This window comes from Calidithermus terrae (assembly GCF_003574345.1).
Taxonomy (GTDB): Bacteria; Deinococcota; Deinococci; order Deinococcales; family Thermaceae; genus Calidithermus; species Calidithermus chliarophilus.
Genome location: NZ_QXDL01000076.1, coordinates 1 through 17,380 on the forward strand (window position 1 = coordinate 1; position 17,380 = coordinate 17,380).

The following is a 17,380-nucleotide window of genomic DNA, read 5'->3' on the forward strand; positions in this document are numbered from 1 at the left end:
GGGGGGGATATACCCTCCCCGCCGGCGGGGTGGGTTGGGGAGGGGTGCCTTTCCACCACGAGCCACACGCCACGGGCCCCCGCCGACGGCTGACGGCTGATAGCTGATGGCTGACGCCTTTTCCCCGCTCCTTGCCTGGCATTATGTTTTTGACATAACGTTTCGGATCGGGTATAATGTGGAGAGTCAACTGAGCGCGTCCAGCGCTTTTTTTGTGCCCGCACTGCCGCCTCCGCCGTAACCCCGGGCGATGACCGCAACGAACAGGAGAAGCGATGTCGCAAGTACTGCCGATCGAGATTACCGAGGAAGTCAAGCAGAGCTTTATCAACTACGCCATGTCCACCATCGTGGACCGGGCGTTGCCCGACGTGCGCGACGGGCTCAAGCCGGTGCAGCGCCGCATCCTCTACGGGGCCATGATGGAGGGGGTGCTGCCCACGCGCAAGCACGTCAAGAGCGCGAAGATCGTGGGTGAGGTGATGGGTAAGTACCACCCCCACGGCGACGCGGCCATCTACGACACCCTCGCCCGCATGGCCCAGCCCTGGAACCTGCGCTACCCGCTCATCGACGGGCAGGGCAACTTCGGGTCGGTGGACGGCGACCCGCCCGCCGCCCAGCGCTACACCGAGGCCAGGCTCTCGAGCGTGGGCTTCGAGCTGCTGCGCGACATCGACAAGGAGACCGTCCCCTTCTACCCCAACTACGACAACACCACCGAGCAGCCCGAGGTGCTGCCGGCCGCCTTCCCCAACCTGCTGGTCAACGGCTCGACGGGGATCGCGGTGGGCATGGCGACCTCGCTCCCCCCCCACAACCTCTCCGAGACCGTTGACGCGCTCGTGCAGATGATCGACAACCCCGCCATCACCCTCGACGAGGTGCTCAAGATCATGCCGGGCCCCGACTTCCCCACCGGGGCCAAGCTCTCGCGCCGGGGCATCCGCGAGGCCTACGCCAGCGGGCGCGGGGGGCTGAAGGTGCGGGCGCGCTACCGCAACGAGGACAAGAACGGGCGGGCCATGCTGGTCTTCACCGAGATCCCCTACCAGGTCAACAAGGCCGACCTGATCACCCAGATCGCCGCCCTGGTGCGCAACAAGGTCATCGAGGAGATCGCCGCGCTGCGCGACGAGTCCGACCGGCAGGGCATGCGCATCGCCGTCGAGCTCAAGCGCGGGGCCAACCCCCAGGTGGTGCTCAACAAGCTCTACAAGCACTCCCGCCTGCAGACGACCTTCACCGTCAACCTGCTGGCGGTGGTGAACGGCGAGCCCAAGGTGCTCAACCTGCTCGAGCTCCTGCGCCACTACCTCGACCACCGGCGCCAAGTGGTCTACAAGCGCACCCAGTACGACCTGCGCAAGGCCCAAGAGCGCGCCCACATCCTCGAGGGCCTGCTCATCGCCCTCGACCACATCGACGAGGTCATCGCCCTCATCCGCGGCTCGCAGGACGCCGCCGAGGCCCGCACCGGCCTTATCAGCCGCTTCAACCTCTCCGACGCCCAGGCCCAGGCCATCCTCGACATGCGCCTGCAGCGGCTGGTGGGCCTCGAGCGCGAGAAGCTGCAGGAGGAGTACCGCGAGCTGATGGAGGAGATTGGCTACCTCACCTCGATCCTGCAGGACGAGAAGCGGCTGTGGCGGGTGGTCAAGGAAGAACTGCTGGAGATCAAGCAGAAGTTCGGCGACCAGCGCCGCACCCAGATCACCGAGTTCGAGGAGGGCTTCAGCCTCGAGGACCTCATCGAGGACGAGCCCATGGTCATCACCCTCACCTCGCAGGGCTTCATGAAGCGCACGCCGCTGGAGGCTTACCGCGCCCAGGGCCGCGGCGGGGTGGGCGCGCAGGCCGGCAAGACCAAGGAGGAGGACGAGGCCATCTCGGTCTTCGTGGCCTCCATGCACGACACCCTGCTCATCTTCACCAACCGCGGCCGGGTCTACGCCGAGAAGGTGCACGAGCTGCCCGAGGCCAGCCGCCAGGCGCGGGGCACCCACGTGGTCTCGCTGCTGCCGCTGGTGGAGGGGGAGGAGGTGGCCGCGCTGCTCAACGTGCGCAGCCTCACCGAGGACGGCTACTTCGTCTTCGCCACGCGCAACGGCCTGGTCAAGAAGACCGAGATCCGCGAGTACCAGAACCTCTCCTCGGCCGGCCTCATCGCCATCAACCTGCTCGAGAACGACGCGCTCATCGGCGTGGCGGTGGCCCAGGAGGGCGACCAGGTGATGCTCGCCACCCAGAGCGGCCAGTCCATCCGCTTCGACCTCTCCGAGGTGCGCGCCACCGGGCGGGCCAGCCAGGGCGTGACCGGCATCCGCTTCAAGGGCGGCCGCGGGGACCGGGTGGTCTCGCTGGTGGTGCTGCCCAAGGACTGGGACGGCGAGGTGCTCGCCGTGGGCACCCGCGGCTACGGCAAGCGCACCGCCATCTCCGAGTACCCCGTGCAGGGCCGCGGCGGGATGGGGGTCATCACCTTCAACTGCAACGACAAGGTGGGCGAACTCGGCGCGCTCATGCGGGTTCAGGGCAACGAGGACCTGCTGGTGCTCAGCCGCCGCGGCATCGCCATCCGAACCCCCGTCGCCAGCATCTCGCAGTACGGGCGGGCGACGAGCGGCGTCAAGGTCATGAACCTCTCCGACGACGAGGTGGCCTCGGCCTTCGTGATCGCCCCGCAGGACTGAAGGCTGCCCAAAGCTCCACGGCGGGAGGCTCTACGGACGCCTCCCGCCGCTCGTTTCCCGGTGCCCACCCCCGCCCGCGGGGACGGCCTCGAGCTGGACAGTTGGAACTATTCGTGGAAATCGCGCTGAAGCGTCTTAAGGTAAACAAATCATGATAAATCCCGTTCCGGGGTGAGGCCTTCTCGAGGCTCCAGCGAGGTTCATGGCTTCATTCCCCTGGCGGTAAATGCCGATGGCCGGCCATAAAAGTGGGGGTTGGCCTCCTGGCGGATTCCGGATCATTCCGCCGAAGCGGCCGATCCGGGCCTGAACCGCCTTAAAACCTTTAACTTTTGCGTCTCTCACTCAGCCCAGCCTCAGGGAGGTGTGCGTAAAGTCTTTCCAAATGCTCCTGAGGAGCCCGGCATGACCCCAGACCACAGAGAAGACCGCTTCCTGATCTCCTGCATCGCCCTGACGCTGCTCCTGTTTGTCGTGGACGTGGTCCTGCCCAGGTCCGTCGCCTGGGGCGCACTCTACAGCATCGTCATCCTGATGAGCCTGCGGCTGAACAACCCCCGCCTGACGCTGCTGCTGACCGGGATGTGCGTGCTGTTGATGGTGCCGTCGTACTTCGCGGCCCCCGACAGCTACTCCCCGACCTGGGCCGCCATCGCCAACCGGCTGATGGCGATGGGGCTGCTGCTGCTGACCGCGCTGCTGGGGCTCTCCTTGCTCGAGGCCAACCACCGCATCCTCAGCACCCAGCGCAAGCTCGAGGAGGCCAACCGCGAGCTCGAGCACCGCGCGGCCTCCGACGGGCTCACCGGCGTCGCCAACCGCCGGCACTTCGACGAGCGCTTGGCCCAGGAGCTCCAGCGCGCCCAGCGCGAGGGCGAGCCGGTGTCGCTGCTGCTGGTCGATGTCGATCACTTCAAGCGCTACAACGACACCCTGGGCCACCTCGCCGGCGACGAGTGCCTGGTCCAGATCGCCCAGATCCTCCAGGCCAACGTGCGCCGCAGCACCGACGTGGTCTCGCGCTACGGCGGCGAGGAGTTCGCGGTGATCCTGCCCAACACCGACCCCACCGGGGCCTGGGAGCGCGCCGAGGCCATCCGGCTGGCCGTGCGGGAGGCCCAGATCCCCTGCGGCCTGCCCGAGGAGGGCTGCGTGACGGTGAGCGTGGGCTGCGGGACGGTGTGGCCCTCGCTCGACTCGGCGCTGCCCAAGACCGTCATCGACCTCGCCGACCAGGCCCTCTACCGCGCCAAGCGCTCCGGCCGCGACCGGGTGGAGCTCGAGCCCCAGGCCCACCCGGCTCCCGGCCCGTTGAACTGCTCCGTCTGCCTCACGCACCCCGACTGATCGTACGGCTCAGGCCGGGTTCCAAACCCGCACGTTGAGCCGGAGCTCTTCGACCGAACCGCCTGAGCCCGAAATAGGCTACAGGTCCCCTCTACCCGAAACCACCGCTTCGACCAAGCGGCCCTCTTGTACCGTTAGCACTCTGTGAGCCTGCTTCAAAATCAGCGGGTCATGAGTAACCACAACCCCGCTAATACCCTCCTGTCGGTTTAGCTCGAGCAGCAACCCCCAAACTGCGGTGGCTCCTGCTTCGTCGAGTCGCCCGGTAGGCTCATCTGCCAGGAAGAGGGTATTACGCCGGGCCAACGCCCGGACCAAGGCGACTCGCGTGGCCTGTCCACCCGAAAGTTGTCGGGGACGGCGGTTTTCCAAGCCGGAAATACCCAGTCGCTTGAAGAGCAGCTTCACCCACGCCAAGTCGGGGTTCTGACCTCCGTAACGAAAGGGTAGCAAGGCGTTCTCCCAGGCGGTGAGGGTAGGAATGAGCACTGGGGTTTGGTGCATGAAACCTACTGCCCTGCGCCAGCGCAGCAGGCTGACCTCAGGGGAGTTGCGGCTGAGTACCAACTCTCCCAGGTGCAGTTTTCCCTCGTCCGGCCGATCGATCCCAGCCAAGAGATGCAAGAGGGTGGTTTTTCCGCTACCCGAGCGACCGGCAACTACCAGCAGCTCCCCCTCCCTAAGCCGGAGCTGGACGTTCTGAAGCACGCTGACCCACTGCGAGCCACTGCGGTAGCGACGCGACAGATCAATAACCTCAAGCATCATTCCTCTTTAAGCTGGCTCGAGGGCTGAGTGGAGGCCAGCGCTAGGACCGGTCCAAGGGCCGAGAGCAGTACCAACGCACCGATTCCGGCAAATACCTGGAGAGCGATTCCTACTTCGGGGTAGAACAGGCGTTGAGCCTCCCCACCACCCAGGCGATCCAGCAAGGCCCAGGTGACAGCGAGACTGGGTGGGACGGCTAAGAGAAAGATGGCCATGGCCTCAGCTAGGCTCTCTAGGGCGATGTGTGATCGGGAAGCTCCTAGAGCCCGTTTGATCGCAACTTCTTTAGCCCGTTCGAGGCGGTTGACAGCAAAGTTAAACAGCACCAAGAGTGTTGCCGAAATCAGCGCTACCAAGGCTGTGGGTCCTAGGATCACGGTGAAACCAAAGCTGAGTTGGCGCCACGAACGTTGCATTCCTATGCGATCGAGCACCTGCACGTCGGCGGCCTTGAGTCCCCGCGATTGGAGATATGCCCTCACTTGATCTTCCAATTCTTCGCTTGACTGGGACCTAGCGAATGCCCACAGCCTCCAGTCCAATCCACCCCGAGGAGCTGCTGGAACAGCCAAAAGGGTAGTAGCAAGAGGGGAGTCCACGATTCCCGAAACCGTGTAGCGCACGGGCTGCTCGGTTCCTGGGTAGAGTACCTTGATGGTTTGGCCTACCCGGCAACTCAGCAATCGACAGGCTTGTTGGGGGACCAAGAGTTGGTACTGTTTAGGCCAACCCCCTTGCTTCAAGCGTAAAGTGGGTAGAAACCTTTTCATGGTTTCCACAGACTCAAAGCCATAAGCCCCAATCGCTGCACCGCGCCGAACATCCTCGCGGAACAGTTGACCTAGTGTTACCCACTCGCCTTGCAAGCCGTTTTCCTCCAAAAATTGGGCCGGGGTGAGGGAGGAAGGAGCCTCCAGGGCGAAGCTGATTCGAAGAACTCCCGGGGGAATTGTGGGTTGCCCCAAAAGTTCAGCTGTACGCAAAATCGTGAGGATCAGAAAGGACGCTACTACCCCGATAACTAGTGACAACACCAGTACCAGTAGGCGAAGAGGATGGCGGAGAGCGTTTTTAACAGCTTCCATCAGGCTTTTTCCCTGGCACGAGCCTCGAGCAGCTTTATGAGGTTTTTTAGATCACTATGGGCAAAGCCGTTCGGAGCAAAGGGGTTGTAAGCGATTTTGGCCTGATAGTATTCGAGAAGCAGCTTCATTTCGCTATCCTTGAGAGCCGGATTGTCCTTGCCCTGTTCTTTCACCAGCCTGGAATAATAGGTGTCTTGCTCGGCAGTGAGCACCTGACTGATGGCAGTTCCGATCCTGCGGTATTGCTCGAGGGAGAGTTCATCTTGAGAAGCGAGCCGGTTAAAGTGGGGTAGAAGCGCCCTGGCTTGGTCCGGGGTGAACCGGGTCTGAGGCCGGGCATCGAGCAAGGGAAGATAGCGCACTTGATAAACCGCTAGCGTGACCGGAGTGATCTCCCGGATGACCCGTGCCACCTCGAGCGGGTTGAGCCCTTGAGCGCTAGCCGGGTAAAGGCCGAGCACTACAGCCCCAAGAATTAGGATCAGTTTGCAGTACCTATTCATATTCTATCCTCCATGGGTGAGCGCCTCCGGACGGCGCTCACCCTGAGTACTCCTATGAACAGATCCAGCTACAGGTTTGTTCACACACCCATTCGCAAACTGTTTTAGCAATAGTCTTGCAGTCCTCCTCGGTGCCTCCCAACTCGGTACAAACTTCCTCGACGATAACTTCACAGACTGGCCTGCATATGGTGGTGCAGTTTTCCTTGCAATCTCCGGCTTGGGCAAAAGGCAACAACGCACTGAAGATGATAGCCAAAGACCATATCCACTTACTCTGATTCCTCAAGAACCTCACCTCCTTATTTGTGCTCGATACTCTACCGGCGCGCGCAACCAGTGGTATCGCAAACACCCAGATTGGGAACGCCTGAAATTATGCCTTTGAGTACTTCGGGAGCATAACCAACATTTCGAATACGAATCAATCTGTCACTCACAACTATGTGAGTAGGTACTCCAGTAAGCGCATAGTCTCTAGCAATCTGAAACTGCTCGACTTTAAGTACCTGTAAGTTTTTAGGTGCTTGGGCAAATTGATTCTTTACTAAACTAAGATCGTCAGGGGTTAGTATCCAGATAGCTAGCGTGGGATAGGTCTTAGCGAGAGACATGATCTCTGGAATCTCCTCAACACAGCCAGCGCAGGCTGCTCGGTGAAAAACTAGCAGATGTGTTTTTGTTACTGACCAATTGACTCCTTTGATGTCTGCGGCCATGCTTCCCGGGCTACCAGGCAGTGCAACTTGAGTGATGGTCTTACCGTTAACTAAGCCTGTGGCAAGGGTTGCTAGCTCGTTCTCCTCGATTAGTCCTTCGAAGTGGGCTTGAATAATGCGTTGAGCATCTACCATAATTAGTGTAGGTATTCTCCTAATGGATAAAGCTTTGAATAGAGCACCTTTGGGATCTTCTAGGGATGTTATCCCAGGAGCCAACCCACGCTTTGCTTTAATTGAAACATTAGCAATTGACAAGCCGGGAATGCGTTTTTTTAGCTTGCTTAGATACGTAAGTTGAACGACGCAATTTCCGCACTCATCAGTGGTAAATACGTATAAGCTTGGACCTTTGACAGAATTACTAGGAAACGATTTGCCGAGCGACTCAAGACGTGCTACTCCCTCGAAAGCCCAACCTGATTGGACAATTGTAAGGAAGATTAGAGCTAAAGCTAGCTTCATAGCAATGATTATATGCTCATTAGAATATATACTGTAAAGAGCTGAAACTCACGTCTGAAAGGTGAGTTTCTCGCAATCCTGTAAGCGGGAATGTATTCCTAAGTAAAATAGAGCTAGTTCCACCCGATTTCTAATCTTTAGTTTTTCTTTGAGCGCAGTGATACGGTTATCCACGGTGCGTGGGCTAACGCTGAGGATATGGGCGATCTCACTGTTTTCCAGACCAAAGGCTAAGTGGCGGAGTACGGCTCGTTCACAAGGCTGTAGGCGGTTTTCCAGGAATGGACCTTCATAGAAACGTTCACCAGTAGATATACGCTCCAGCCCGGTGAGAACTTCTTGAGGTCTCGTCGGACGGGCTAACAGGCCCTCGGGTCTCAGGTCGAGTAGGTCTTGAAGGTAGGGTGAGGTGTTCACACCCGTTACCACTAACACAGGGCGTGGTAGGTCGGCCAGGGTTCGAAGGGCGTAGCCTCGCGGAGCATCAAGCACTAAATAAACTTCTCTAAGTAGCTTAGCTGAAGCGAACAAGGTTTCCCCGTGCTGACGCACGGTTTCATCTCCTGTATAGATTATTAACATATCTGATCTAATTCTTATTACAGTTGGTTGTCTTCGTCAACGCGCCGTACTTCTATCCCGTCGTGTTCCAGACCCGCACGTTGAGCCGCAGCTCTTCGACGAGGTTCAGCATCAGCTCGAGCGCCTCCACGTAGGTGCGCACCCGCTCGAGGTCCACCGCGCTGTGCAGCAGCGGCGGGTCGAGGGGGTTGGCGGGGAGGGGGATGGCGAGGTAGAGCTTGCCGTAGTTGAGCGAGGCCAGCAGGGGCCGGCCCAACTGGCGGCGGAAGCGGGTGAGGCGGCGGATGAAGCTGGTGGAGAGAAGGTAGCGGGCCTTGACCTGGGCGTCGGGGCCGGGGGCGGTGTAGACGGCGAAGAGGCCCTCGAACTCGGGGTCCTCGAGCCTCACCAGCTCGCCCCGCGAACGGTTGAGGCCCTGCAGGTACTGGGCCAGGTGGCCCAGGGCGGGCTCGAGGTGGTCGGGGAGCACCAGGACCTGCCCCAGGAAGGGCTTGGGGAACTCGGCCACGAAGAGCATCCCCTGGAACAGGCGCGCGCGCTGCCGCAGGGAGGGGTTGCGCCCGCGGTCCTCGCGCAGGGCGTAGGCCTCGACGTAGGCGAACTTGCACTCCACCCCCTCGATGCGCCCGCGCACCAAGTCGCTGCCCTCGACCTCGCCGGTGCGCTCGAGCAGCCCGCTGGCCCACAGCTCGATCTCGTTGAGGGTGCCCAGGCTCTGGTAGACCAGCGTGGGGGCCACCTCGGCCAAGATGGGCTGGATCAGCTTCTGCTTGAAGTGGCGGCGGTAGTTGTACTGCACCGCCGGGTAGACCACCCGCCACGTCCCCAGCGCCAGTCCGCTCACCACCAGCCCGACCGGGAAGATGCCCGCCAGCAGCGCGGCGACGCCGACCACCAGCAGCGGCCCGGTGAACAGCGCCAGCAACGCCACGAGCAGCAGGCTGTGGCGGCGTTCGCGCTCGAGCAGCCCCTGCACCGGGAGCAGGACCTGGTAGTAAAGCCGGGTGAAGTCCATGGCCGCGCGTCCCGCCGGGCGCCCTACGTGCCCCAGATGCGGGTGTTGAGGTTGAGCTCGTCGATCACCGAGAGCACGAAGCGCAGGTCGGTGAGGTAGTCCACGAGGTCTTCCAGGCGCAGGGGCTGGAAGATGCGCGGCTCGAAGAAGTTCTTGGGCGTGGAGAGGGCGAGGTAGAAGTTGCCGCCGCTGAAGGCGAGGTAGAGCGGGCGCTTGAAGGCCTTGCGGAAGTTGACCAGGCGCTGCATGAGGCTGGTGGAGAGCAGGTAGCGGGCCTCGACCTGGTCGGAGGCGTAGGTGACGAAGTAGCGCTCGAACTCGGGGTCTTCGAGCTTGACGAGCTGGCCGCGGCTGCTGAAGCGCTCGAGGAAGTTGAGGAAGGCCCCGTCGCCGTTGTCGGGCAGCACCAGCGTGGTGCCGCGGAAGGGCTTGGGGAAGTCGAGCACGAAGAACAGCCCGCGGAAGATGGTGTGCCAGTGGGTGGTGCGCCGCCCCTTGGAGTCGGTGGACTCGGTCTTGTACTCGCTGTGGACCTCGCTGACCTTGAGGCGGGTCTGGCCGACGCGCCCGGCGATGAGGTCTTCCTCCTTGTAGCGGTCGGGCTCGCGGGGGAAGAGCTGGCTCGAGCGGTAGCTCCCGTAGCCGACGCCCGCCTCGGGGCGGTACTCGAGGCCCGGGCCCAGGTGCTGCACCAGCCGCCGCACCAGCTCGTTCTTGAAGCGCGCGCGGTAGCGCCGGGTGAGGGCGCCGTGGGCCACGCCCAGCGCCGCGATGCCGGCGAAGGCCACGAAGCCCAGCAGGCCGGGGTCGCGCACGGCGGGGACCAGGGCCACCAGGAGCACCGCGGCCAGCACGGTGACGGCCCCGAACACGACCAGCCGCGCGGCCACCTCCCGCCGCTCGCGCTCGAGGTCGCCGATCACGGGCTCGAGCTGGCGGTAGAGTTCGGTGAAGCCCCCGGTCACGCCGTCCTCCCAGCGCTGCGCGGGGTCATGCGGCGTGCGGCGGAGGCGAGGGGGGAAGGCCGGGGGAGGGCGCAGGGAACTGGACGGACCATGGCAGGTACGCTCTGGGGGTTGGCCTACAGGGGCTCAATTGCCGAAAAGCTGGCCCACGTTGGGGGCGGCTCGCTCCCCTTCGGGGATGGTGAACACCGGCTTGCGCTCCAGCCGCATGCTCTGGGCGATGAGGCTGGAAGGGAACATCTCGATGGCGTTGTTGTAGTCGGTGACGGCGGAGTTGTAGAAGCGCCGCGCCGCCGAGATCTGCTCCTCGGCCTCGTTGAGGGCGGCCTGCAGTTGCAGCACGTTCTGGTTGGCCTTGAGGTCGGGGTAGTTCTCCACCTGCACCATCAGGCCCCGCAACGCGGCGCTCAGCTCGCCCTCGGCCTTGAACCTCGCCTCCGGGCTGGGGGCACCCATCGCCTGCGAGCGCAACGCCACGACGCGCTCGAGCAGCCTCGCCTCGTGGGCCATGTACTGCTTGACGGCGGCGACCAGGTTGGGGATGAGGTCGTAGCGCTTCTTGAGCATGGCCTCGACGGAACCGAAGGCGTTGTCCACCTGGTTCTTGCGGGCCACCAGCCCGTTGTAGAGCACGACGTAGGCCAGCACCAGCACCACCGCCAGCCCCAACACGATGAGCAGTCCGGTCATGCCTTTACCCTAGCACCTTTGGTTATGGGGCCCGGGGGTTTATGTACATGGGGGGCGATAGCCCATAGCCGAACGCCCAACGCTAACGCGGGTCGTACGTCGTACGTCGTACGTCGTACGTCGTACGCGAAACGCGAGACGCCAAACGCAAGACGCAAGACGCCTTGTCACCCCCCTTAGCAAGGGGGGCCGGGGGGGATAAACCCTCCCCGCGTGCGGGGTGGGGTTCACCACGAGCCACTAGCTTCCCGCTTACCGCTGACGGCTGAAAGCTGACAGCTGTTCGCTACTCATCCCTCGTCGGCGGGGAAGGGCTTGATGCTGCTCCAGGTGAAGGACTGGCCGTTCCAGGTGCCGTTGAGTTCGTACCAGCCGGGCTTGAGGCCGGGGGCGGCGATGAGGTTGGGGGGGACGGCCAGGAAGCGGGTGCCGTCGTGGTAGGCCACGACGCGCACCGTGTTGGCCGAGGTGGTCAGGGTGCGCTGGAACAGGACGCGCTCGGCGCCGTCCTGGAGCCACACCTCAACGCGCTGGGCGCCCCCGAGGCTCAGCGCGGCGGCCGGGCCCTGGTAGTAGGCCCAGACCTTGGGGGAGACGATCTTGACCTGGGCGGCTTTGAAGTCCTTCTCGTTCCAGTTGCCCTCGGCCTCGAGCCACATCCCCGGGGCGGCGAGCTTGAGCCAGGGCGAGTCGCTGAGCACCCGGGTTCCCCCGCAGTAGATCGCGGCCCCGTCGTTGAGGGTCACGCGGGCGTAGTAGTTGCGGCGGGGTTCGGGGTTGTTGGGGTTGTTCGGGTTGTTGGGGTTGCCGGGCGAGGACTTGTCGCCCTTGTCTTTATCGTTCCCCTTGTCTTTATCTTTGTCCTTGTCCTTATCTTTGTCCTTATCGTTGCCGTTGCCTTTGTCCTTGTCCTTGCCGTTGGCCCAGCCCGGCGAACCCAGGCTCAGGCCCAGGGCCGCCAGCAGCCGCAGCAGCTCACGCCGGGACATGGTTCACCTCGTTTTGGGGGGTGGCGGCGGGGAGGGTGAGGGTGGCCTCGAGCCCGGGCTTGAGGTTGCGGAACTCCAGCCGCCCCGACAGCGCGCGGGCTACGTGCTGCACCAGGGCCAGTCCGAGGCCCAGACCCTGCTTGCGGCGGTCGAGCCGGTAGAAGGGCTTGCCCAGCTCGGCCAGGGCCTCCTCGGGGACGCCCGGGCCCCGGTCGCGCACCACCAGCCGCACCTGGCCCGGCCCGCCCTCCAGCCGGACCTCGACCTCGCCGTCGCTGAACTTGCAGGCGTTGTCGAGGAGGTTGTGGACGGCCTGGCGCAGCGGCTCGGCCGGGCCGTAGGTCCACAGGTCGTGCCGGAGCTCGAGCCTCAGGCGCGGTTGCTGGGCCTCGGGCAGCGCGGCGGCGCACGAGCGCACCAGCGGCTCCAGGGGCAGCGGGGTGGGGCTGGGCTCGGGGGAGCGCGAGAGGGTGAGCAGGCCGCTGAGGATGCCCTCCATGCGGCTGAGGCTGGCCTTGAGGTAGGGCATGGCCTGGCGGGGGTCGGCGAGGCCGTGCTCCAGCCCCTCGACCTGGGCCCGCAACGTCGCCAGCGGCGTGCGCAGCTCGTGGGAGGCGTAGCGGGTAAAGCTCTGCTCGCGCTCGAGGAAGCCCCGCACCGCCTCGGTCATGCGGTTGAAGCTGCGGGCCAGCTCGGCCAGCTCGTCGTTGCCCGGGGGGATGGGCACCGCCTCGGGGAAGCGCTGCTGGGCCAGCTCGTGGGTGGCCTGGTTGAGCTGGCGCAGCGGGCGCATGAGGTAGCCCAGCAGCAGCGCCGCCAGGCCCAGGGCCAGGAACAGCGCGACAGGCAGTGAGATCAAGAGGGTCTGGGTGTAGGCCGCGAAGGCGTTCTGCCGCTCGCGGGTGTCGAGGGCGGCCTCGAGCACGTACCCCCCCTCCAGCGGCAGGCGGTAGCGCAGCCAGGCGGGGTCGTTCTCGGGGAAGCGGCCGCCGGTCTCGAACACCGGGGCCTCCCCCTCGCGGCGCAGGCGCAGGCGGCCCTGGCCGAACTCGGGCAGCTCGGCCACGCGGGCCACGTCGAGCCGGGGGGCCGGCTCCAGCACCACCGCCTCGGCCACCGTGCGGGCGAAGCGCTCGAGGTCGCGCTCGAGGTTCCCGCGCACGGCCTCGCGGAACTGCCAGTAGCCCAGCAGGCCCTCCACCGCCACCGCCAGCACGGCGAGGGTGGTCAGGCTGAGGACGAGCCGGCTACGCAACCCCATCTAGACCCCCAACCGGTAGCCCCCGGGGACCGTCACGATGGCCTCGGGGGCCAGCTTCTCCCGCAGGCGGTGCACGTAGACCCGCAGGATGCGGTGCCCCGACTCGCTGTCGGGGAAGAAGCGCTCGAGCAGCTCCTCGACGGCGAAGGTCTTCTCGGGGTGCAGGGCGAGCAGCTCGAGCAGGGCGAATTCCTTCTCCGACAGCTCGCAGATCTGCTGCTGCCAGAAGACCCGCCGGCCGCTCTGGTCCACGCGTAGGGGCCCCCGGGCGATGTAGGCCTGCTTGCTGTGTGCGCTGCGGCGCAGCAGGGCCCGCACCCGCGCGAGCAGTTCGGTGAGCGAGAAGGGCTTGACCAGGTAGTCGTCGCCGCCCAGGTCGAGGCCGTGCACCCGGTCCTCGATGGTGTCGCGGGCGGTGAGGAAGAGGATGCTGCCCTTGTAGCCGCCCTGCCGCAGCCCCTGGGCCAGCTCGAAGCCCGCGTCCTCGCCCTCGGGGAGCATCACGTCGAGGATCAGCAGGTCGGGCTCGGCGTCGGCCAAGGCGGCGTAGGCGGCCTCCACGCTGCTCACCCACGTCGTGGCGTAGCGCTCCCGCCGGAGGAGGGCGAGGAGGGGCTGGGCCAGCCCCTCTTCGTCTTCGACCAGCAGGATGCGCATGCTGACTTAAGTTTAAGGGAAACCGGGTGCCCGGCCGTTCACTTTAGCTCGATCTCGTGGGCGAGCAGGGCGCCCTCGCCGGTGGCCTCGACCTCGACCTCGACCGTCTGGCCGTCGCGGCCGGTGCCCCAGAACTCCTCGGGGCTCATGCGGTCTTCGTCCTCATCGCCTCGGGATTCCTCGCCACCCTCGCCGCGGTCGTCCGCGTAGCGGGTCCGGGCGTCAACGCTCACCGTCACGCCGTTGACCGTGAAGGTGCGGCTCGCGGCGTCGAAGCCGGCGATGGGGCCCTCGAGTTCGGCCCCGCCCCCGCCCCGCTCGCCCTTGCCCTGCACCTTGACCTGCTGGGCCTTCACGGTGTCCCCCTCGAGCGTGCCCCGCACGTGGACCCGGGCCCCCTCCCTGAGCTCGCCGCGCAGCTCGGCCTGGCTGTATTCGACGGTCAGGCCCTCGACGCTGAAGGTCTTGGCGGCGGTGTCGAGGCCGGCGACGATGCCCTCGAGCTCGATGCGGGTGCGGCCCTTGCCCCCCCCGCGCTCCTCCTCGACGCGCACCTGGCTCGCCACGACGGTGGTGCCCGACTTCTGGCCCTTGACCCGCACGTAGGCCCCTTCGCTCAGGGCGCCCTTGAGCTGGGCGCCGGAGTAGTCCACCGTGTAGGTCCGCAGGCCGTAGGTGAAGGTCTTGGCGGCGGCGTCGAGCTCGCGCAGCGCCACGCGCAGCTCGACCTTGCCGGGGTTCTCCGGGCCTTCGCGCTCGATGCGCGTCGCCACCACGGAGTCGTCGGCCTGGGCCAGCCCCGCGACCTTGAGGTAGTCGCCCGCGCTCAGGTCGTCGAGGGTGAGGGGGGTCTCGCTGCCGTCGGCCTTCTCCTCGACGATTCGGGTCTCGGGCGTCACCAGGGCTTTGAGCCCCACCACCGTCACGAAGCCCTCGGCGGCGTTGACCTCGTCGGCCGGGCCCTTGACGCGGTAGCGCAGCTCGACGGCGCGCAGCTCGAGCCGCCCGCCGCGCTCGACGCCCTGGGCGCTGATCTCGCTGCCGTCGCGCACGCTCGAGGCCGCGACGGCCTGGCCGTCCTCGCTGACGCGGGCCTGGCTAAGGTCGAGGACCTTGCCGCCCATGGTGACGAGGCCGCCGCTCCGCTGGACGACGCCCTCGAGGGTGGTGCCGGGGGCTTGGCTGCCCGGGTTGGTGCAGGCGGCCAGGAACAGGCCTAACCCCGCGATCCACAACGACTTGCGCATGACAACCTCCACCGACGAGCCTAGAACCCCGGGATAAACGTGAAATTAACGAAATTTCCAGCCTATACACCCTCACGAGTTACGTCTGTAAGGCCGAAGATGAAGATTCGTTAATGAAAAGGCGTGATGGGAACAGGCTTTTGCGGCGCGAATACCCCGGCCAGCTATTTGAATTGCCTCCTTGCTCCTCAAGTAGCCGGGAACCGATCATGAGCCATGACCCTCGAGATCCGCCCCATCGACCTGCGCCAGGCCAGCGAGGCCGAGTACCTCGCCCTGCACGCGTTCCAGAACCGCATGCGCGCCGAGGCCCAGCCCGACGACCCGCCCGTCCCCTTCGAGGAGCGCATGGCGACCCTGCGCAACCTGCCCCCGGTGGTGAGGGTGTGGGTGTGGACCGTGTGGGAGGGGGGTGAGGTGGTGGCCGAGTCCAGCGCCAGCTACCTCGACCTGCCCGAGAACCGCCACCTGCTCGAGGCCGACGTCGGGGTGCTGCCCGGCCACCGCCGCCGCGGCCTGGCCCGCCGCCTGCTGGCCCCGGTGGCCGAGCTGGCCCGGCAGACCGGCCGCACCCTGCTGATGGGCAACACCACCGCCCGGGTGCCCTCCGGGGAGGCCTTCATGGAGCGCCTGGGCGCCGAGCGGGGCCTGGAGAGCCATACCAACCAACTGCTGCTGGCCGAGCTGGACCGCGAGCTGCTGGGGCGCTGGCTGCGCGAGGCCCCCACCGCCGACTTCGAGCTGCAATTCTGGGAGGGCCCCTACGCCGAGGCCGACCTGGAGGAGGTGGTGCGGGTGCTGCAGGTGGTGATGAGCGACCAGCCCAAGGACCGGCTCGAGATGGAGGACGTCAAGGTGACCCCCCAGATGCTGCGCCAGGTCGAGCAGATGCAACTGGCCGCGGGCGGGCAGCGCTGGACCTACTTCGTGCGGGAGAAGGCCACCGGGCGCTTCGCGGGCTACACCGAGGTGACTTGGAACCCCCACCGCCCCGACCTCCTGCAGCAGCAGGGCACCGGGGTCTTCCCCGGGTTCCGCGGCCGGGGCCTGGGCCGCTGGCTCAAGGCGGCCATGATCCAAAAGGTGCTCGCCGAGCGCCCCGGGGTGAGCAAGATCCGCACCGGCAACGCCGACTCCAACGCGCCCATGCTCAAGATCAACCGCGCGCTGGGCTTCAAGCCCTACCTCTCCCGCACCACCTGGCAGGTGGGGCTCGGCGAGGTGCGGGCCTACCTGGGCTGAAGCGGATCAGCCGGCGGCGGCCTCGAGCTCGGGCGCTGCTATGTGCTCGAGCGCCTCCCACAACACTTCGGGCGTGGCCCCCGCGCGGTTGGCCCGCTCCGACAGCAGGCGCCGCCACAGCTTGCCCCGCCGCTGGTTCTTGAAGAGGTTGAGCAGGTGGCGCGCCACCGCCCACAGCGGCACGCCCTGCTCCACCTGGGCCTCGGTGTAGCGGATCATGGCCCGCGCGACCTCCAGCCGGGCGGGCTGGCGCTCTAAGCCGTAGAAGCGGGCGTCGGCGTGCTCGAGCACGAAGGGGTCGTCGTAGACCGCCCGCCCCAGCATCACCCCGTCCACGTGCGCCAGGTGCGCCGCCGCCTCGTCGAGGGTGCGCACCCCGCCGTTGAGCACGAAGCGCAGGTGGGGGAAGTCCTGCTTGAGCCGGTACACCCACCCGTAGCGCAGCTCGGGGATCTCGCGGTTCTCCTTGGGCGAGAGCCCCTTGAGCCAGGCCTTGCGCGCGTGCACGATGAAGACCTCTACCCCCACCCCCGCCAGCTTCTCGACCCAGCGCGCGAGGTAGCCGTAGTCCTCGAGCTCGTCCACGCCCAGCCGGTGCTTGGCCGTCACCGGCACCCCCACCGCCTCGCGCATGGCCGCCAGGCACTCGGCCACCAGGTCGGGCTCCTTCATCAAGCAGGCCCCGAAGCCCCCGCCCTGCACCCGCTCCGAGGGGCACCCCAGGTTGAGGTTGACCTCGTCGTAGCCCCACTCCTCCCCGACGCGCGCCGCCTGCGCCAGCAGGGCGGGGTCACAACCGCCGAGCTGCAGGGCCACGGGGTGCTCGAGCGGGTCGAAGCCCAGCAGCCGGGGCCGGTTCCCGTGCAGGACGGCCCTGTCCGTCACCATCTCGGTGTACAGCAACACCCCCCGGCTGACCTGGCGCACCAGGTAGCGGAAGTGCCGGTCGGTCCAGTCCATCATGGGCGCGACCGAGAGCAGGTGGGGGTTGGGGCTAAGGCTCATCGGCAAGATTCCAACCTCATCAGGATAGCAGGGGAGAGGGGGCGTGAATGAGACGGAGGATGGCCGACGGCCGACGGCGAACGCCGGGCGCTGGGGGACGGGGCTCGAGGCCTCGAGCCCCTGCCGGGTCAACCGCCCCCCTTGCCC

Annotated in this window: 16 protein-coding genes; 3 read left to right on the forward strand and 13 right to left on the reverse strand. The window is 65.6% G+C overall.

Annotated elements, in window-relative coordinates; translation table 11 throughout:
- Positions 1 to 275 precede the first annotated feature (275 nt).
- Positions 276 to 2,693 carry a DNA gyrase subunit A gene (gyrA, locus tag Mterra_RS10180; RefSeq protein WP_119315107.1) on the forward strand — a complete coding sequence of 806 codons (2,418 nt, stop codon included), beginning with the start codon at positions 276 to 278 and terminating at the stop codon, positions 2,691 to 2,693.
- A 405-nt stretch (positions 2,694 to 3,098) separates the two neighbouring features.
- Positions 3,099 to 4,040, forward strand: a complete 942-nt coding sequence (locus tag Mterra_RS10185; protein WP_119315108.1) for a GGDEF domain-containing protein — start codon at positions 3,099 to 3,101, stop codon at positions 4,038 to 4,040.
- Positions 4,041 to 4,118: 78 nt separating this feature from the next.
- On the opposite strand, the gene Mterra_RS10190 is transcribed toward Mterra_RS10185, so the two are convergent.
- From Mterra_RS10190 to Mterra_RS22295, 12 genes are all read right to left on the reverse strand, one after another.
- Positions 4,119 to 4,805, reverse strand: coding sequence for an ABC transporter ATP-binding protein (locus Mterra_RS10190; RefSeq protein ID WP_051303944.1), 687 nt, complete (start codon positions 4,803 to 4,805; stop codon positions 4,119 to 4,121).
- A complete protein-coding gene (locus Mterra_RS10195; protein ID WP_084542194.1) occupies positions 4,805 to 5,893 on the reverse strand; it encodes an ABC transporter permease in 1,089 nt (362 codons plus the stop codon). The genes Mterra_RS10190 and Mterra_RS10195 overlap by 1 nt, the downstream gene beginning before the upstream one ends.
- Complete coding sequence (locus Mterra_RS10200) at positions 5,893 to 6,396, reverse strand: hypothetical protein (protein ID WP_027891827.1); 504 nt, start codon at positions 6,394 to 6,396, stop codon at positions 5,893 to 5,895. The genes Mterra_RS10195 and Mterra_RS10200 overlap by 1 nt, the downstream gene beginning before the upstream one ends.
- 320 nt (positions 6,397 to 6,716) lie before the next feature.
- The gene (locus tag Mterra_RS21915; protein WP_147372673.1) at positions 6,717 to 7,580 is read right to left on the reverse strand and encodes a TlpA family protein disulfide reductase; all 864 of its coding nucleotides are present in this window, start codon (positions 7,578 to 7,580) and stop codon (positions 6,717 to 6,719) included.
- 48 nt (positions 7,581 to 7,628) lie between these two features.
- The gene (locus Mterra_RS10205; RefSeq protein ID WP_245587623.1) at positions 7,629 to 8,162 is read right to left on the reverse strand and encodes a helix-turn-helix transcriptional regulator; all 534 of its coding nucleotides are present in this window, start codon (positions 8,160 to 8,162) and stop codon (positions 7,629 to 7,631) included.
- 52 nt (positions 8,163 to 8,214) lie between these two features.
- A complete protein-coding gene (locus tag Mterra_RS10210; RefSeq protein ID WP_119315109.1) occupies positions 8,215 to 9,177 on the reverse strand; it encodes a DUF3137 domain-containing protein in 963 nt (320 codons plus the stop codon).
- 23 nt (positions 9,178 to 9,200) lie between these two features.
- Positions 9,201 to 10,142, reverse strand: a complete 942-nt coding sequence (locus Mterra_RS10215; protein ID WP_170159625.1) for a DUF3137 domain-containing protein — start codon at positions 10,140 to 10,142, stop codon at positions 9,201 to 9,203.
- A 126-nt stretch (positions 10,143 to 10,268) separates the two neighbouring features.
- Entirely contained in the window at positions 10,269 to 10,832 is a 564-nt protein-coding gene (locus Mterra_RS10220) for a LemA family protein (protein ID WP_119315111.1), read from the reverse strand.
- A gap of 290 nt (positions 10,833 to 11,122) precedes the next feature.
- Positions 11,123 to 11,821: a hypothetical protein gene (locus tag Mterra_RS22795; protein WP_176582523.1), complete on the reverse strand. Its 699-nt coding sequence runs from the start codon at positions 11,819 to 11,821 to the stop codon at positions 11,123 to 11,125.
- Positions 11,808 to 13,082 (reverse strand): sensor histidine kinase, encoded by a 1,275-nt coding sequence (locus Mterra_RS10230; protein WP_119315112.1) that lies wholly within the window; start codon positions 13,080 to 13,082, stop codon positions 11,808 to 11,810. The genes Mterra_RS22795 and Mterra_RS10230 overlap by 14 nt, the downstream gene beginning before the upstream one ends.
- The gene (locus tag Mterra_RS10235; protein WP_119315113.1) at positions 13,083 to 13,739 is read right to left on the reverse strand and encodes a response regulator transcription factor; all 657 of its coding nucleotides are present in this window, start codon (positions 13,737 to 13,739) and stop codon (positions 13,083 to 13,085) included.
- 38 nt (positions 13,740 to 13,777) lie between these two features.
- Complete coding sequence (locus tag Mterra_RS22295; protein WP_170159626.1) at positions 13,778 to 14,986, reverse strand: DUF5666 domain-containing protein; 1,209 nt, start codon at positions 14,984 to 14,986, stop codon at positions 13,778 to 13,780.
- A 216-nt stretch (positions 14,987 to 15,202) separates the two neighbouring features.
- On the opposite strand from Mterra_RS22295, the gene Mterra_RS10245 reads away from it, so the two are divergent.
- Complete coding sequence (locus Mterra_RS10245; RefSeq protein ID WP_119315114.1) at positions 15,203 to 16,228, forward strand: GNAT family N-acetyltransferase; 1,026 nt, start codon at positions 15,203 to 15,205, stop codon at positions 16,226 to 16,228.
- 6 nt (positions 16,229 to 16,234) lie between these two features.
- On the opposite strand, the gene dusA is transcribed toward Mterra_RS10245, so the two are convergent.
- Positions 16,235 to 17,233: a tRNA dihydrouridine(20/20a) synthase DusA gene (gene dusA, locus Mterra_RS10250; RefSeq protein WP_119315115.1), complete on the reverse strand. Its 999-nt coding sequence runs from the start codon at positions 17,231 to 17,233 to the stop codon at positions 16,235 to 16,237.
- Between the last annotated feature and the right edge of the window lie 147 nt (positions 17,234 to 17,380).